At 58.8% G+C, this 16,360-nt stretch carries 14 protein-coding genes; 4 read left to right on the top strand and 10 right to left on the bottom strand.

The features are described 5' to 3' along the window. Nucleotides 1–263: 263 nt before the first annotated feature. From BUA94_RS19045 to BUA94_RS23635, 3 genes are all read left to right on the top strand, one after another. Nucleotides 264–1,406, top strand: coding sequence for a sensor histidine kinase (locus tag BUA94_RS19045; RefSeq protein ID WP_073014955.1), 1,143 nt, complete (start codon nt 264–266; stop codon nt 1,404–1,406). Next, nucleotides 1,394–2,131: a LytR/AlgR family response regulator transcription factor gene (locus tag BUA94_RS19050; protein ID WP_073014956.1), complete on the top strand. Its 738-nt coding sequence runs from the start codon at nt 1,394–1,396 to the stop codon at nt 2,129–2,131. Before BUA94_RS19045 ends, BUA94_RS19050 begins: the two co-directional genes overlap by 13 nt. Nucleotides 2,132–2,300: 169 nt before the next feature. Continuing rightward, the gene (locus BUA94_RS23635; protein WP_175558084.1) at nt 2,301–2,444 is read left to right on the top strand and encodes a hypothetical protein; all 144 of its coding nucleotides are present in this window, start codon (nt 2,301–2,303) and stop codon (nt 2,442–2,444) included. A gap of 12 nt (nt 2,445–2,456) precedes the next feature. On the opposite strand, the gene BUA94_RS19055 is transcribed toward BUA94_RS23635, so the two are convergent. From BUA94_RS19055 to BUA94_RS19070, 4 genes are all read right to left on the bottom strand, one after another. Further along, nucleotides 2,457–3,767: a TRAP transporter large permease gene (locus BUA94_RS19055; protein ID WP_073014957.1), complete on the bottom strand. Its 1,311-nt coding sequence runs from the start codon at nt 3,765–3,767 to the stop codon at nt 2,457–2,459. Continuing rightward, complete coding sequence (locus tag BUA94_RS19060) at nt 3,767–4,303, bottom strand: TRAP transporter small permease subunit (protein WP_073014958.1); 537 nt, start codon at nt 4,301–4,303, stop codon at nt 3,767–3,769. The genes BUA94_RS19055 and BUA94_RS19060 overlap by 1 nt, the downstream gene beginning before the upstream one ends. Before the next feature lie 61 nt (nt 4,304–4,364). After that, complete coding sequence (dctP, locus tag BUA94_RS19065; RefSeq protein WP_073014959.1) at nt 4,365–5,417, bottom strand: TRAP transporter substrate-binding protein DctP; 1,053 nt, start codon at nt 5,415–5,417, stop codon at nt 4,365–4,367. Between the two features lie 108 nt (nt 5,418–5,525). Continuing rightward, nucleotides 5,526–6,830: a hydroxymethylglutaryl-CoA reductase, degradative gene (locus BUA94_RS19070; protein WP_208980181.1), complete on the bottom strand. Its 1,305-nt coding sequence runs from the start codon at nt 6,828–6,830 to the stop codon at nt 5,526–5,528. Between the two features lie 152 nt (nt 6,831–6,982). Here BUA94_RS19070 and BUA94_RS19075 point away from each other — a divergent pair, with 152 nt between their 5' ends. Further along, a complete protein-coding gene (locus tag BUA94_RS19075; protein WP_073014961.1) occupies nt 6,983–8,368 on the top strand; it encodes an aminotransferase-like domain-containing protein in 1,386 nt (461 codons plus the stop codon). 135 nt (nt 8,369–8,503) lie between these two features. Here the strand turns inward: BUA94_RS19075 and melA are convergent, their stop codons facing one another. The 6 genes from melA to BUA94_RS19105 all read right to left on the bottom strand — a co-directional run bounded on the left by melA (nt 8,504) and on the right by BUA94_RS19105 (nt 16,350). Continuing rightward, nucleotides 8,504–9,811 carry an alpha-glucosidase/alpha-galactosidase gene (gene melA, locus BUA94_RS19080; protein WP_073014962.1) on the bottom strand — a complete coding sequence of 436 codons (1,308 nt, stop codon included), beginning with the start codon at nt 9,809–9,811 and terminating at the stop codon, nt 8,504–8,506. Between the two features lie 106 nt (nt 9,812–9,917). Further along, the gene (locus tag BUA94_RS19085) at nt 9,918–10,997 is read right to left on the bottom strand and encodes an ABC transporter ATP-binding protein (protein ID WP_073014963.1); all 1,080 of its coding nucleotides are present in this window, start codon (nt 10,995–10,997) and stop codon (nt 9,918–9,920) included. 11 nt (nt 10,998–11,008) lie between these two features. After that, complete coding sequence (locus BUA94_RS19090) at nt 11,009–13,240, bottom strand: glycoside hydrolase family 2 protein (RefSeq protein ID WP_073014964.1); 2,232 nt, start codon at nt 13,238–13,240, stop codon at nt 11,009–11,011. 8 nt (nt 13,241–13,248) lie between these two features. Then, nucleotides 13,249–14,067, bottom strand: a complete 819-nt coding sequence (locus tag BUA94_RS19095) for a carbohydrate ABC transporter permease (RefSeq protein ID WP_073014965.1) — start codon at nt 14,065–14,067, stop codon at nt 13,249–13,251. Then, on the bottom strand, nt 14,067–14,972 hold the full coding sequence (locus BUA94_RS19100; RefSeq protein WP_073014966.1) for a carbohydrate ABC transporter permease: 906 nt from the start codon (nt 14,970–14,972) through the stop codon (nt 14,067–14,069). Before BUA94_RS19100 ends, BUA94_RS19095 begins: the two co-directional genes overlap by 1 nt. Nucleotides 14,973–15,081: 109 nt before the next feature. Further along, nucleotides 15,082–16,350, bottom strand: coding sequence for an ABC transporter substrate-binding protein (locus BUA94_RS19105; RefSeq protein WP_073014967.1), 1,269 nt, complete (start codon nt 16,348–16,350; stop codon nt 15,082–15,084). Nucleotides 16,351–16,360: the final 10 nt, after the last annotated feature.

The raw sequence follows: 16,360 nt of genomic DNA on the forward strand, positions 1-16,360 counted from the left end.
ATGCTGCGTTCTCTCGCCAAAACATCAAGCATAATTCCCCCCAGCCAAAATATTGATTGCCAAACCAAAACACCCTCAAGTGGCAGCACCAGCGTCACTCAAAGTCAAAAAAACTAGATCCCCCATCTTGCAATTGTGTCTGAGTATTTCATTCGGGATTCGATGAACGTGCCGGATTCTTCGATGAACCGGCATTTCCCGTCGTACGATTGCAGATTGTTCAAAAGTCAGGCAGCATCCTCCGGTCTACCGGGTGGTTGAAAATGATTGACGGTGAAGCAGCTACAATTCAGCGCCCCTTGAAGCTGCAATCGACGGATCGTCGCGCACAAGTTTTGTTTCAACCGGATACAGACCCGGAAATCAGAACAGCTCTAGGGCCTGAGCGGATGTTCTGGACTCTGCAGATTGGCGCATGGCTGTTCATCGCGGTCCTGGGCATGCTTGCCCGGACACTCACATTGGCCGATCTGAAGGCCGCTTTTGTTCTAACACTTACACTCGAAAGTCTGGGCTTTTTGCTCACCTCCCTTGTGCACCTGCTTTTTCTGGCCAGGCTCAAAAAGATCATAAGCATGCCGGTCATCCTGTTCATGGCGTGCTTCTGCCTTGCTGTCGGAACTTCAGAGACCTATGCAGCCTGGTATTTGCGCGAACTGTTTTTTCCCAATGCGCATCCCATCATCGATCCGGTCTCACCGGCCATTTTCTACATTGCCGTTCTGCTGGGCTGGTCCCTGGCCTATTTCTCTTTGCGATCCGAATATGAAGCCAGAGTAGAGCGGCTGCGGCGGAGCGAGGCGCAAACAGAAGCAATGCGGTCAGAGCTGGAACAACTGCGTCTGCAGCTGGCACCGCATTTTCTTTTCAATGCCCTGAACTCGGTTGCTTCCGAAATTCACGAAAGACCAGATAGCGCGCTCGAAATGGTCCGCGGGATTGCAGGTTATTTGCGATACTGCCTCAATCAAGCGAACAGGAGCCTTTGCCCACTGGTCGACGAAATCGAGGCGATGCAGGCCTATCTGAGAATTCAGGAGCTTCGGTTCGAAGACAGATTGAAATGCACGGTCAAGGCGCAACCTGAGGCTCTCAACACCCAGGTTCCCCACATGATCTTACAGGGCCTGGTCGAAAATGCCGTCAAACATGGATTGAAGCTTGCGTCCGCGAGCATCGAAATTGCTGTTTTTGTGAAAAGAACGGGAACAGATACCATCACGATAAGTGTATCCAATTCAGGCAAGCTTTCCGCACAGGATCCAAACCGCCAGGCAATCGGGCTGTCAAACCTCAAGCGGCGTCTAAACCTCCACTATGGCGATGCCTATTCGTTTTCCCTGGTCGAGCAGCCAGGAACAGTCGTTGCCACAATCGTTTTGAAGGGACAGGCGTGCTGCGTGTAATCCTGGTCGATGACGAGCCCTCAGCCCGGCGAGGGCTCCGGCGTATGCTCGGTCAATTCGAAGATGTCTCGATCGTCGCAGAAGCCGGTGACATCCCGACAGCCCTCAACAGCATCAGGCATTTCAAACCGGATGCGGTTTTTCTAGATGTGGAACTGACCAATGGGACTGGCTTCGACATCGCGCGGGATTTACCCCCTGACACCTTTATCATCATCGTCAGCGCTTATGATCTTTATGCCATCGACGCCTTCAATGTCGCAGCGCTTGACTACCTCCTCAAACCCGTTGAACCGCAACGCCTCGAAACCGCGATCAATCGCCTGCGCGAACGTACCACCTCTCCGGACGGTTACACGGAGAGAGCTGAAGAAAGCATGCTGCTGGACGGAGCCGGCAGAATTCGCCTGAAAACAAACTCAACGACCATATTGGTCCAGGCCGAGACCATATCCATGCTTAAGGCCGACGGGGATTACACCCGCATCTTTCTGGAAACGGGCCAGACCCACCTGATCAGCAAGCTGCTTCGAAAGTTCGAACCCGAACTGCCTAATCCGCCATTTTTCCGTTTGAGCCGTTCCCACATAGTGAACAAGGGCCATATCCGGAAGGTGGAAAGGTATGCAGCGAACAAAAGCCGGCTCTATTTCGAAACATGTAGTGAAACTGTCGAACTCGGCCGCTCTGCAACCCGCCGCCTACGTGAAATCCTGAATATTTAGTGCCTCTGGTTTCTGCGAACGACATACGCTTACCTGTCGAGAGGGAGGGAGATCTCAACTGGTGAGAGCCGTTCGCTCGCGTATCGTAGTGACGTACATCCCTGAATTTGGAGCGTTGTGAGCTGGAATTTTCCAATTCTGGTCCCGATGACGGGAGAAGGAAAGCTCCATGAAGCAGTCGAAGTTTTCCGATGCGCAGATCACGTTCATCCTGCGCCAGACGGCGAAGGTTCACCCATTGCGGACGTGCACCGCAAGGCAAGGCATCCGCGACGCCACGTTCTGCAACTGGGCAAACGCAATGGCGGGATGACGCCCTCCGCGGTCAACGCATAAGCTCTGGCAACCAAGTGACGAGATCGGGGAAGGCGACACAGATCAGAAGCCCCACGACCTGCAGCAAAAAGAAAGGCAGGATGCCCCGATAGACTGTCGCCATGGTGACCGTCTTCGGAAGAGTGCCTTTTATATAGAACAGGGTATAGCCGAAGGGCGGGCTGATGTAGCCCATCTGGATGGTCAGCGCGAACAACACGCCGAACCAGATCTGATCAAAGCCATAGAACTGGACCACCGGCAGAAAGACAGGGACGGTCAGGAGGATGATGCCGATTTCGTCGAGCACGGTGCCGAGAAAGATCAGGATCAGCATCATCAAGGCAAGCACGACGTAGGGATTGGCATCCAGGCCTTCCAGCAACTGGAACAGGGTGTCAGCACCGCCAAGACCGGTAAAGATCGCCACATAGGCCTTTGCACCCAGCGTTATCCAGAGAATCATGCCAGTGGTCTTGAGTGTGCCCGTCGCACAGCCGTAGAGCATGCCGAGATTGAGATTGCCACGCAGCAGGGCCGCGAGCGCTGCGCCAAGCACACCAACAGCAGCAGCCTCTGTCGGCGTCGCTATGCCGAAGAAGATCGAACCCAGCACCATGATGATGATCATCGCCGGCAGGATCAGCGTCTTGAGTGACGCAAACTTCTCACCCCAGCTGACCCTCCGGATATCCTCGCGTGCCGGGATCATTTCCGGGCGGACATATCCGATGACAAGAATGTAGCTGATGTAGAGAAGGCCGAGCAGGACGCCAGGAACGATGCCGGCGATCAACATCTTGCCGATGGATACCTGGGCCGTCACCGAATAGACAATAGTCAGCACGGAGGGCGGTATCAGGATGCCAAGCGTTCCTGAGGCGCAAATCGTACCCGAGGCGAGGCGCGGGTCATATCCGCGTTTCAACATCTCCGGCAGCGCAAGGATACCCATTGCGGTCACGGCGGCACCAACGACACCGGTCATCGCCGCCATGACAAGGCAGATCACTACGGTGCCGATGGCAAGGCCACCGCGCACGCGGCCGAACCACAGCTCCATGGCGGTATAGAGATCGCGGATCACGTCCGAGCGCTGCAGCAGCATGGCCATGAAAATATAGAGCGGAATGCCGAGCAGAGCTTCCGACTGCATTGTGTCGAACATCTGCAGGACGAGGACGACAAGCGCGCTCGAGTCCCAGAATACGACCGTGAAGATGACCGAGAGGCCACCCAGCACGAAGGCAACCGGCAGGCCCGCAAGCAGGAAGAGGCTGAGGCCTCCGAACATGATGATGAGAATTTCGGTCGGCGACATCAGATTGCGACCTCATCGTCCGCATGGGGTCCCGTCACAGCGGTGGGATCGAAGAGAACTCTCAGCCATTCGACAGCCGCTTGCAGACCGAGCAGCACCAACGCCACGGGAATGAAAAGCTTCACCGGCCAGATCGGCGGGTTCCAGGAAGAGTAGGACGTCTCGCCATATTCAAAGGCCTGCCAGGCGAAGGGAACCGCATAGAACAGCAGGATGACGCAGAAGGCGATGATTATGGGATAATTGATGATTTCCAGGACCCGGCGCGCGCCCGCTCCAACTGCGTGCTGAACGAGGTCCAGGCTGACATGGCCGCGTTCGTGCAGGAGATTGGGCCCGGCCAGCAGGAAGTACGGGCCGAAAATGAGCGTCGCAAGCTCCATCGCCCAGGTCGAGGGAGAGTTGAACACATAACGGGAAACGACGGCGAAAAGCATGACCGGCACGATGAGGAACATCAACAGGCTGGCCGCTTGAAAGATGAACCGATTGAGTGCGGTAACCGCGTCGTAGAGTATTTTGACCGGAGTGGGCATAGCTGCTCGACGGCTGGAAATCAGAGGGGAGACGCGCCGCGAGCGGCGCGCCTTTTGAAGATCAGGCGAGAAGCCCCAGCTTCTTCATCTGCTCAATCTGGCTGTCGAGAATCTTGTTGGCAAGCGCATCGCTCTTGGCCGCGGAACGCCACGCTTCAACAGCCTTAAGTCTGCTTGCGGCGACATCACCCTCGTCCAGTTCGATAACGGTCACACCCTTTTCCTTGAAAGCTGCAAGCGCACTGGCATCCGTCTTGGTCTTGTTCGCCTGATACTTGTCGGAGATTTCCTTGGCAGCGTCCGCAAGTGCCTTTTTGAAATCGTCCGGCAAAGCGTCAAACGCCGCCTTGTTGGCAACATAAGACGTTGCGGTGGTCGGCTGGTGCACGCCCGGCAGGATGATGAACTGCGCGACTTCGGCAAGACCAGCGTCAAGGTTCGCTTGCAGGTCTCCGCGATCGGCGATGTCGATCAGGCCCTTGTCCAGGGCTGAATACACTTCCGCGGTGGGAAGCGGAGTGACCGCAACGCCAAAGGCGCCCATAACAGTCGATGCCAGGCCCGTGAAACGGCCCTTCTTGCCGCTGAACTCGGCGACGGTTCTGATCTCGACCTTCGAATGAATAGGTTCCTGGTCGTAGATGGTCGGCGCAATATAGTGCAACCCGGCCGGCGCGTAGGATTCCCTTGCCATTTCCAAGCCGCCAAGTTCATAGAACCATGCGGCATAGTCCTGGGAATTCTTGTAACCAAAGGGGATCGTGCTGGTGAAGGCATGTGCGGGGATCTTGCCGGCGGTATATCCGTCGAAGGTCTTCATCATCTGAAAGGCCCCGCCGCGCACGGCATCGAAGGATTGCGCCGGAGGAACGATCTGGCCCGCAGAAAACAGCTTGAGTTCGAACGCGCCGCCGGTTTTCTCGGCGACTTTCTGGACGAACATTTCCTCGTACTTCTGTGGCGTGGTGCCACCGTCCCAGAGCGACTGGATACGCCAGGACACCTTGCTGCCTTGTGCGATAGCCGGTGTCGCGAGCTTGCTTGCCCCCACCGCGGCAATGCCGCCAGCGGTTAACTGCAAAAGCGAGCGGCGTGAAATGTTGATCTTGGTCATGTGTTCCTCCCTAGAAAATAATGACTTGCCTCAAAGGGCAGGCCTCTCTTCGCCGGTGCGGCCGGCTTCCTCCACCCAAACCCTTCCCGAAGGTTCCGGCCTCAATGATTACTTGCGCAGCGTCTCCAGCAATTCACGCGCCCGCTCTACGCGGACATCGTGGGCAGCAGCAAGCTCTCTCGCCACCGCTTCGATCTCGGCGCCAACTGCACCGGCCACGATCGCAATATTCCGGGCATGCAACGCCATGTGTCCACGCTGGATGCCTTCAGTGGCAAGGGCCCGGATCGCGGCCATGTTCTGTGCAAGGCCGAGCGCCACGCAGATCTGAGCCAGTTCGGCGGCCGAACTGATATTCAGGATCTTCAGCGCCAGCTTTGCCAGCGGATGCGTCTTGGTGGCCCCACCGACGATCCCGACGGCCATGGGCAGCTCAAGTGTACCGACGAGGTTTCCGGACCTGTCCTTCTCCCAGGTCGTCAGCGACGTGTAGTGGCCCTTGCGGACCGCCCAGACATGGGCGCCAGCCTCAATCGCACGCCAGTCATTTCCTGTCGCGACAATCAGCGGGTCGATGCCGTTCATGATGCCCTTGTTGTGGGTCGCGGCCCGATAGGGATCGATCGCCGCAAACTGGTAAGCGGCGACCATGCGGTCGATCATCTCCTCGCCGGCAATGTCCTTCGTTGTCAGCGCCTCTGGCGTCACCACTATCCGTGCCCGTGCCAGCCGCAGGTCAGCCAGGTTCGACAGGATACGTAGCCGCACCGTTCCACCGGTCAGTTCCTCGATCAAAGGCGCCACGCGTTCGGCCATCGTGTTGACGGTGTTGGCCCCCATCGCGTCGCGGACGTCAACAATCAAGTGCATCACCGCCATGGCGCCCCCGGGCATATCCGGGAACACGTGGACTTCAATGTCGCGGCAGCCGCCACCGAGTTCCACCAGAACTTTGTCGCAGGCATTGGCGGCCGCGATGATGCGCGCGCGTTCGGACAGGATCTTCAGACGGGCGCCATACGGATCGGAGAGACCAATGATTTGCACCTGAGCACGCATCAATGGGTCGGTGACAGATGTCTGGAAACCGCCGCAGTCGCGCACGATGCGGGCCATGAAGGAAGCTGCAGCCACGACCGACGGCTCCTCGACTGCCATCGGAATGATGTAGTCGTTGCCGTTGATCGTGAAATTGGCGGCAACACCCAGCGGCAGCTCGAAGGTGCCGACGACGTTCTCGATCATGCCGTCGGCCGTCGCGAGCGGAAGCGCACCCGGCTGAGCCAGCAATGCCGCGTCGGCATCATCCAGGTCGACAGCCTCGACCACTTTCTGCCAACGCTGTTGCGGCGTGAGATTGCGGAAACCTTCCAGACGCGAGTTTGCGACGCCCGACTGAGCTTTCACTTTGATCCTCCCAAGTGATTATTCGGCGACTCTAGCTCTTTGCCTCGTCCGCCAGCTTTCCCTAAGCTTGCTGATATTGTACCATCAATACAAGGTACAGTTTGGACCAGTTTGAACTTGCTGTACCAGTCAAGTTTTAGGAACAGTGGGAGAGGCAGGTGACGGGCAAGGACAGCAAGGCCGAGCAGATCGCGGCCCGGATCGTACTGTCAATCAACGAAGGAGTGTTGCAGAAGGGCACGCGGCTACGTTCGTTGCGAGCTGCGGCTACAGCCTACAACGTGTCGAAGAATACGGTCGTCGAGGCATATGACCGCCTGGTCGCGCGTGGCTACGTGGAACCCAGGCACGGCGCTGGCTACTATGTGACCGGCATCCGTCGCCAACCGGATGATGCGGTCGGGGTCCGGCAGGCCGAAGCGGTCGACATCGCAACACTGCTGCGCGAACAGTTGGAGCACAGCTTCACCACACGCCTCGGCGAAGGACGCCCACCAGCCGAATGGGTGGAAGGTTCCGTCCTGAAGAGCCATCTGCGCAATATAGCGAGCGGTCACAGGGGGTTGTTCGAGCATGCATATGAAAGCCCTATTGGCTATCTGCCGCTACGCGAAACACTGTCACGGACGCTTGAGGAACGGTCCATCGCCGTTCATCCGCAAAACATCCTTCTGACCCTCGGCGCCAACCATGCCTTTGATCTGATTATCCGTCAGTATCTGCGCCCGGGCGATGCCGTCTTGACCGACAGTCCCGGATATTATCCCCTCTTCGCGAAACTGAAGCTGGCCGGTGCGCGATTGATTGGCGTGCGCCGCGACCGAAGCGGTCCGGATCCCGACGATCTTGCGGCGAAAGCGCAGGCAAGTGGCGCCCGCTTCTTCTTTACACAATCGCTCGCGCACAATCCGACAGGCTCATCCCTGACACTCGGCCGGGCATACGACATTCTCAGGATCGCCGACCAGCTGGATTTTATGATCGTGGAGGACGATGCGTTTGGCGATCTCATGCCGGCAAGCGCTGCCCGGCTTGCCGCACTCGACCAGTTACGCCGCGTCGTCTACGTCGGCACCTTCGCCAAGATCCTCTCCGCCAGCCTTCGGGTAGGCTATGTCGCCGCTTCAGCGGATTTCATCGGCAATCTCGTCAATATGAAGATGCTGACGATCGTCAACTCCTCCGGATATGTCGAACGTATCGTTCACACCGTTCTGAACGACGGCCATTATCGCCATCACCTCAAGCGCCTCAATGGACGGATCAGGGATGCGCAAGTGTCTGCGATACGGAGCCTTCGCAAACTTGGCCTGCAGCCCTGGATCGAAGAGGTCGATGGCTATTATCTCTGGGTCGAACTGCCGGAAGGGATCAACGACATAGAACTCACACGCCGCGCTGCGCGCGAGAGCATCTTTCTCGCACCGGGTTCCGTATTCGAAATCGATAATGATCCAAGCAAACGGAGCCACCTCAGACTGAACGTGGCCTATGTGGATGACGCAAGATGCTCAGAGTTTTTCAAACGAGAGCTCGGCGGATAATAGACCAAGCTCTGGTTAAGCCATGGCAAGCAGGCAAGCGGTCCTCAAGACGAGCCCACTTGCCGATCTATCGAGCGACCAAACGCAAAAGCCCGTCAAACGCCTGGTTGCTTCGTGGCGCAATGAACAGCTCTGTCAGCGCAGGTTCTCCGGAATCCAGTCGCCGTGAGCCTTCAACAGGTCGCCGGTCAAGGCCCAGATCTGGTCGAGATCCAGTTCCGCCGCCGTATGCGGGTCGAGCATCGCTGCGTGGAAGATATGGTCGCGGTTGCCGGTGACGATGGCCTCGACTGTCAGGGCCTGGACGTTGATGTTGGTCTGCATCAGGGCGGCAAGATGTGGTGGCAGGGCGCCGATACGGGTCGGCTGGATGCCGTTGCGGTCAACAAGGCACGGCACTTCGACACAGCAGCCCTGCGGCAGGTTCGAGATGATCTGGTCATTGGTGACGTTGCCGTAGATCACCGCAGGCTGTCCGGTGACCATGGCGCGGATGATGTGGGAACCGTATTCGACGCTGCGCTCGATCTCGACCGTCTTGTCCGGGTCCTGCATGTCTTTCGAAAGCCGCTGCCAGTCGGCGATCTGGTTCTCGCAGCGGCGGGGATATTCATCGAGCGGAATGTTGAAACGTTCGATCAGATCCTCGCGGCCGGACTTGATGTACCAGGGCACATATTCGGAGAAATGCTCCGAGCTTTCCGTAACGAAATAGCCGAGCCGCTTGAACATGTCATAGCGGACCCGGTTCCAGTCCGGCACGCGCCCCTCTTCCATCACCTGCCGGATGCGCGGATAGAGGTCTTCGCCCTTGTGCTCGAACTTCAGATAGAAGGCCATATGGTTGATGCCGGCGACGAGATAGTCGATCTCGTCGACCGGAACCCCGATATCGTCGGCCAGTTCCTTCGCCGTGTGTGGCACGGAGTGGCACAATCCAACGGTCCGGATCTTCGACAGGCGGCTCAGGCCCCAGCAGTTCATCGCCATGGGGTTGGCGTAGTTGATGTGCAGCGTGTCCGGGCACAGGCGTTCCATGTCCTTCGACATATCCGCCAGAACCGGAACCGTACGCAGCGCCCGCATGATGCCGCCGATGCCGAGCGTGTCGGCGATGGTCTGGCGCAGGCCATAGGCCTTGGGCGTCTCGAAATCCACGACCGTGCCAGGCTTGTAACCGGCGACCTGAATCATATTGATGCAGAAATCGGCGCCATCCAGAGCTCTGGAGCGGTCCGTCGTCGCACTGATGCTCGCGGGAACGTCGAGCTGCCGCTTGATCTTGTTGCCGACAGCAAGCGATTCTCCCAGGCGCTGCTCGTCGATGTCGTAAAGCACGATTTCCGCATCCCGCAGCTCCTCGAAGGAGAGGATATCGCCCATCAGATGCTTGGCGAAAACGGTGCTGCCCGCACCGATGAAGGTAATCTTGGGGGCGTGCATTGCAGTCTCCGGAAAGCCGCAGCCTTGCGCGGCATATTTTAGAAGGTCCAAATTGCCAGCGCTGGACCGGCAGCATCAGGCAGCTCTGCAGTGGAAGCGGCGCAGCCTAGCGGATGCGCTCGCCTCCTTCTGTGAAATACAGAAGATCCCCGGCATTGAAACGGGCGTCGAGACGGCCGTCGTCAATGGCGGAAATGCCGGGATATTTGACTGTGATCAGATCGCCCGAACCACGTCCGTGGACCAGAGTTTCAGACCCCAGATGCTCGACCATTTCAATGGCGACGCTCAAGCCCTGATCTCCTTGCTCATTGAACTTTTCCGGACGGATGCCCACGGTGATCCGTGTCCCGGGCGCGGGCAGGTTCTTCAGGCCAGTTACTGGCACTGTTACTCCAAAATCCTCCAGCGTTACCGCCGGTCCGCCCTGCCCGTCACCGCCCCCGGCCACGCGGGCCGGAAGGAAGTTCATTTTCGGCGAGCCGATGAAACCGGCGACAAACTGATTGTCCGGATCGGTATAGAGCTCAAGCGGTGTGCCGGTCTGCTCGATCCGGCCCGCGCGCAGCACGACGATCTTGTCGGCCAGCGTCATGGCCTCCACCTGGTCATGAGTGACGTAGATAACCGTCGCACCGAGCCGCTTGTGCAGCTTGGCGATCTCGATGCGCATGTGAACGCGCAGTTCCGCATCGAGGTTGGACAGCGGCTCGTCGAACAGAAACACCTTGGGGTGGCGGACGATCGCCCTGCCGATGGCCACCCGCTGGCGCTGGCCGCCGGATAGCTGGCCGGGCTTGCGCTCCAGCAGCGGTTCCAGCTCCAGAATCCGGGCCGCGTCCATCACCTGACGGTCGATCTGTGCTTTCGGCACACCAGCGAAACGCAGCGCGAAACCCATGTTCTGGCGGACACTCATATGCGGATAAAGCGCATAGGACTGGAACACCATGGCGATGCCGCGTTTCGACGGATCAGTGTCGTTCATCCGCGCCCCGCCGATCTCCAGGTCGCCGGAGGTGATGTCCTCAAGTCCGGCGATCATGCGCAGCAAGGTCGACTTGCCGCAGCCGGATGGCCCGACGAAAACGGTAAAGGCCCCCTGTTCGATCTCGAGATCGACATCCTTGATGACCTTCAAGGTGCCAAAGGACTTGCTGACCTGTCTGAGGCTCAGTTCGCTCATGCCACCCTCCCCTATACCGCCGTCAGGCGCAGGTGCTGAGGGCTGAACCGTGGCGAGGACACGGTAACGCCGATGTCTCCCGTCTCCCCGGTGGATTCCAGCCAGAACCCGGTGGTGCCGCCGGTGAGAACCGGCATATCCGGCCCCAGCAGCCGGGCGGGACCGGTGACCGAGACATGCACCGGCTCGTCCAGGAACGGCAGGATATGACCCGTCTGGTCGAGCGCCCGGACGATGACGCGCACCTGGTCCTTGTGGCCGGCGGTCACGGTGTCCTCGTCGGCTTCCACCTGCAACTTGGCGGGCAAGGGACTTGACGTCAGCCTGACGGTCATGACCGGCTTGCCATCGATGAAGCCTGTGACCCGGCCATCTTCCCATTGCATGCCCCACAGGCCGAGTTCGTCTGCCGAAAAATGCCGCCGGTCGAACACCACGGGCGCGTGGGGCAGATGCGGATAGGTGCTGCGGTCCGGGCCGACCCGTTTGACGACACTCTCGCCATAGGCAAGTTCCACCTCGTCGCAGTTGGTCAGCACGATCAGGGGCAGGATGCCGCCGATGTTGCGCTCGCCCCGCGCCCAGAAAGTGACAGGCTTCAGGATGACCTCGTCCGCCGGATCGCACTGGCTGGCATAGACATGCGCTGCAAATTTCGGCTCGCGGAACACATCCATCACGCCGTGATGGCAGATCCGGTCGCCGGAGCCGAAGTCTTTGTGGGTGTTGTAGTCGAACATGCACCAGCCGATGGAGCCGGAGATCGAAGGGTCGCCGTAGCTGGCATTCAACACCTGCAAATGGCGCGTCACATGCTCCGCCTGGCGCTGTTCCTGATCATGGCGCTTGGTCGGATACATGTGGCCACCATATTCGGTGATCATATAGGGCACCTTGCGCGGCAGGCCGGTGCATTCCTGCTGGTCCCGAAGCGCGATGCGGCCCCGGTTGCGGCCCGGCAGTTCTTCATCCCCCAGGATGAAGTCATTCATCGTGTAGACGTCTTCGAGGAACTCGCTGTCGGTGATGTAGCGCACGCCGCCAGTCTGGCGGGTCGGGTCAAGCGCACGGGCGACCCGGTTGGTTTCCAGATAAAAGGCGTGATTGTCCTGGGATTCGTTGATGCGCACGCCCCAAAGAATGATGGAAGGATGGTTCCAGTCGCGCTCGATCATGCGCTCCACATTGCGCACGGATTCGGCCTGCCACTCCTCGCCGCCTATATGCTGCCAGCCGGGAATTTCCTCGAACACCAGCAGCCCGATCCGGTCGCAATGGTCCAGGAACCAGGGCGACTGCGGATAATGCGAGGTGCGCACCAGATTGCACTTGAGATCCTCTTTCAGGATCTCCGCATCCCGCTCCTGCGCCCGCTTGCCCATGGCATAGCCGGAATAAGGCCAGGCCTGGTGCCGGTTCAGGCCTCGGATCTTGAAGGGCTTGCCATTGAGCAGGAAGCCTTCCGGCGTGAATTCCGCGGTGCGGAAGCCGAACGTGGAGGACAGATCATCCGTTCCCGTGGACGATGTCAGCACAGCCTCGGCGGTATAAAGGACCGGATTGCCCGGCTCCCAGAGCGAAAGACCGGTCAGGCCGGTAAAGAACAACGTTTCGCTCTCTGCCGAAACGGTCTTTTCTAAGCTGGCGATCACCGTGCCCGAGGCATCCTTCAGCTGAACATTCAGCAGACCTTCGGCCTCAGCCATATCAACGCGGACGGTCACCGTCTTCTCATGAGACAGCGCATCGGGCGTTTCGATCTTGAGCCGGCGGATATGGACAGGTTCGGTCACCTTCAGCCAGGCATCGCGGTAGATGCCCGCGTAGGTGAGATAATCGATCCGGCCACCGAAGGGCGGAATCTCGGGATTTTCCGATCCGTCGATCTTCACGGTGATCAGATTTCCGCCGGGCTTCAGATGTCTGGTGAGGCGTGCCTCAAAGGGCGTGTAGCCATCCTTGTGGGCGGCCACTTCCAGCCCGTTCACCCAGACAACTGCATTGGCCATGGCGCCGTCGAACTGGATCGAGACTTCCTTGCCTTCGAACTCCGGCTGCCAGTCCAGCTGCTTCTGATAGGTGAAGACGCGCTGATAGCTGGTCTCATCAAAATAGTTCAGCGGCAGATCAACGGCATTGTGCGGCAGGCGCACCTCTGCCCCGGGCTGGATCTGCGTCTTCATCTCCTCGGAAAAGCCGTCGAGGAAGGTCCAGCCATCGTTGAAAAGGGTGGTCTTGCGCATGGAAAGTCCTATTTGACGGAGCCGAGCATGCCCTGCACGAACTGCCGCTGCATGAGAAAGAAAACGATAAGGGTCGGGAGCGTGGCGAGAATGGCACTCACCATCACCGCGCCATAGTCAGGGTAGTAGGCCGAGGCGATCGACGAGACGACGAGCGTGATCGTCTTGGTGTCGTTGGACTGCAGCACGATCAGCGGCCAGAGATAATTGTTCCATGCGGTCATGAAGACGATGACGAAGGCGGCCGCATAGGTGGACCGCATCACCGGCACATAGATCAGCAGGAAGATCTGCCATTCCTTCAGTCCGTCCACCCTCGCCGCATCCCGCAGTTCCAGCGGGAAGGCTTTGGTCGACTGGCGAAAATAGAAGATGATGAAAGCCGAGCCGATGCTGGGCAGGATCACGGCCCAGTGGGTGTTGATGAGGTGCAGCTTGCCCATCATGATGAAGAGCGGGATCATCAGCGCCGCAAAGGGGATCATCAGGGTCAGCAGCAGAACGCGGTAGAGCCGGTCGCGCAGGCGCGAGCGGAAGATCTCGAAGCCGTATCCGGCGATCGAAGCCACGGCCAGCGTGAACAAGGTGGTCAGAAGCGCGATCTTCAGCGAGTTCCACAGGATCAGCGGCACATCGGCAAAGGCCAGGAAGCTGACGATGTTGTCAAACAGCGCCCCGCCCAGGCCAAACTTGCCGCGGCTGATGTCCGCGCTGGTGTTCGTTGCCCCCAGCACCATCCAGAGGAAGGGGAAAATCGACAGGAAAGCTGCCGTGATCAGAAAGAGATAGACGAGGCCGCCGCGCAGCCGCTGGAAATAGAGATCCATCAGGTCCGCTCCCGCAAGGCATAGAACTGGAGCAGCGACAGCAGTGCGACGGCGATCACGATCACATAGGAAACCGTGGCGGCATAGCCGAAGTTCGGCATGAACTTGAAGGTCAGGTTGTAGATATAGACCGACAGGGTCAGGGCTGAATTCGAGGGCCCGGCGGCACCGCCTGCATCGCTGGTCATGATGTTTCGCACCTCGTCGAAGAGCTGCAAGGTGCCAATGGTCGAGGTCACGGTGGTGAACAAGATCACCGGCTTCAGCATCGGAACGGTCAGGAAGAAGAACCGGCCATAAGCAGGCACGCCGTCGATTCGGGCAGCCTCATGGATCGACTTGTCGATGTTCTGCAAGGCCGCCAGATAGAAGATCATGTTGTAGCCGGTCCAGCGCCAGGTGATGGCGATGATGATCAGGACACGGGACCAGAACGGATCGGTCATCCAGGGAATGGGCGAAGAGATCAGCCCCAGGTCCAGCAGCGTTGTGTTGACCAGCCCGTCCTGCACGAACATGCTTTTGAACAGAACCGAATAGGCCACCAGCGAGGACACGCAGGGCAGGAAGATTGCCGTGCGGATCAGGCCTCGGAAGCGGACCCTCTTGTCATCGAGCATGGTGGCAAGAAGCAGCGCCAGGATCAGCATCACCGGCACCTGCACGATGAAGAAGATCATGGTGTTGTAAAGTGCCAGCCCCAGCATGGGGTCGGAAAAGAGCCGGAGGATATTGGCGGTCAGGTCGAAATGCATCTTCATCCCACGTCCGGTCTGAAACGACATCCAGAGCGAATAGAGGATGGGATAGACCATGAAGACCGCGATCAGCAGCACTGCGGGCGCAACGAAGAGCCAGCCGTTCACATCGAAGTAGCGGTTCAGTCTTGGCGATGCTTTGTCCATGGAATGCCTTGTCCGCATGGCAAACTCCGCCCAGGGGTCGCCGGTGGGTGCAGGGGAAAAAGACCAGGAAGGGAACAGGGGAGAAGAACTCTCCCCTGCCCTGTTGCGGTCACTGGATCGCAGAGCGGGCCTGAGCCTCGATGGCCGCCAGTGCATCGTCAACCGAACCGCCCTTGCCGAGAGGTGGCAACTGGGAGGCCACGGCTGCATCGACCTCATTGGTGAAGATGCCGTAGTTGAGGGACGGAACCATGGCGAGCCAGTCGGCGAAGTTCTGCCAGATCTTCTCACCGCCGAAGAAGGGGTCGGCGACTGCATAAGCCGGACCATTGCGGGCTTCCATAAGCGAGCCGACCGCGCCCTGACCGGTGAGGATCTTCTGGTAGAAGTCCACGTCCTTGCCGTAGATCTCATTGAGGAAATCGACCGCTTCCGACTTCACGTCGGAACTGGACAGAACGTACCAGCTCGATCCGCCGAGGTTCGAGGCAGCGACCGCGCCGGGAATGTCCAGCGTCGGGATCGGAGCGACGCCCCACTTGTTTTCCTGGTCCAGAGTTGCCTTCACCGTGCCGGTGATCCAGACGCCAGTAATGACCGAGGCAACATCGCCGGAGGTGAAGGTGCCGACCCAGTTCGACCAGCCGGCCGCCGGCTTGGCGATGCCCGACTGCAGGATCTTGGCTTCCGTTTCCAGCGCCGCCTTCAAGGCCGCATTGCCGGAAATGTTGAGATCACCATCCTCGGTGAAATACCACTCGCCACCGGACTGCATCATGATACGGATCATGCCCGCATCGTTCGGATCAAGGCCCAGCATGTGATGGCCGGTTTTCTCCAGAACGGTCTTGCCGATCTCGATGTAGCGGTCCCAGGTCAGGTTCTGCATGTCCGCAGGGGTGAAACCAGCCGCCTCGATATAGTCCTTGCGATAATAGAGGCCGGTCACACCGGAATCGAAGGGCATGGAATAGGTCTCGCCCTCAACGGTGGCGAGCGCGACTTTGTAGGGCGCAAACTTGGAATAATCGACCGTGCCGGTCATCGGTTCGAAGGACCCAGGGAAGGATTGCAGGTATTTCTGCGCGCCGTAATCCTCGATCAGGACAATATCCGGCAGGCTGTCAGTCACACCCGAGACCAGACCAGTCTGAAGCTTGGCCTCCACATCAGCCTTGGCGAAATCGACCACATTGAAAGTCACATCCGGATGGGTCTTGGCGTAGATCGCACCGGCTTCCTTCATGATCGCGACGTTGAAATTAGGGTCCCAGCACCAGATGGTGATTTCCTTGGCCTGGGCGGCCGTCATTGCAAAGAGACTGGCGGACCCCAGTGCAATCGCAGCCAGCGCACGCGGCAAAATCGCTTTCTTCATTCGTTCCTCC

The sequence above is a fragment of the Roseibium suaedae genome (assembly GCF_900142725.1).
Taxonomy (GTDB): domain Bacteria; phylum Pseudomonadota; class Alphaproteobacteria; order Rhizobiales; family Stappiaceae; genus Roseibium; species Roseibium suaedae.

Excerpts from the sequence above, each read along its gene's own strand:
- BUA94_RS19100 (WP_073014966.1), bottom strand. The coding sequence starts at position 14,972 with ATGGACAAAGCATCGCCAAGACTGAACCGCTACTTCGATGTGAACGGC.
- BUA94_RS19090 (WP_073014964.1), bottom strand. The coding sequence starts at position 13,240 with ATGCGCAAGACCACCCTTTTCAACGATGGCTGGACCTTCCTCGACGGC.
- BUA94_RS19095 (WP_073014965.1), bottom strand. The coding sequence starts at position 14,067 with ATGGATCTCTATTTCCAGCGGCTGCGCGGCGGCCTCGTCTATCTCTTT.
- BUA94_RS23635 (WP_175558084.1), top strand. The coding sequence starts at position 2,301 with ATGAAGCAGTCGAAGTTTTCCGATGCGCAGATCACGTTCATCCTGCGC.
- dctP (WP_073014959.1), bottom strand. The coding sequence starts at position 5,417 with ATGACCAAGATCAACATTTCACGCCGCTCGCTTTTGCAGTTAACCGCT.
- melA (WP_073014962.1), bottom strand. The coding sequence starts at position 9,811 with ATGCACGCCCCCAAGATTACCTTCATCGGTGCGGGCAGCACCGTTTTC.
- BUA94_RS19060 (WP_073014958.1), bottom strand. The coding sequence starts at position 4,303 with ATGCCCACTCCGGTCAAAATACTCTACGACGCGGTTACCGCACTCAAT.
- BUA94_RS19105 (WP_073014967.1), bottom strand. The coding sequence starts at position 16,350 with ATGAAGAAAGCGATTTTGCCGCGTGCGCTGGCTGCGATTGCACTGGGG.
- BUA94_RS19085 (WP_073014963.1), bottom strand. The coding sequence starts at position 10,997 with ATGAGCGAACTGAGCCTCAGACAGGTCAGCAAGTCCTTTGGCACCTTG.
- BUA94_RS19055 (WP_073014957.1), bottom strand. The coding sequence starts at position 3,767 with ATGTCGCCGACCGAAATTCTCATCATCATGTTCGGAGGCCTCAGCCTC.
- BUA94_RS19045 (WP_073014955.1), top strand. The coding sequence starts at position 264 with ATGATTGACGGTGAAGCAGCTACAATTCAGCGCCCCTTGAAGCTGCAA.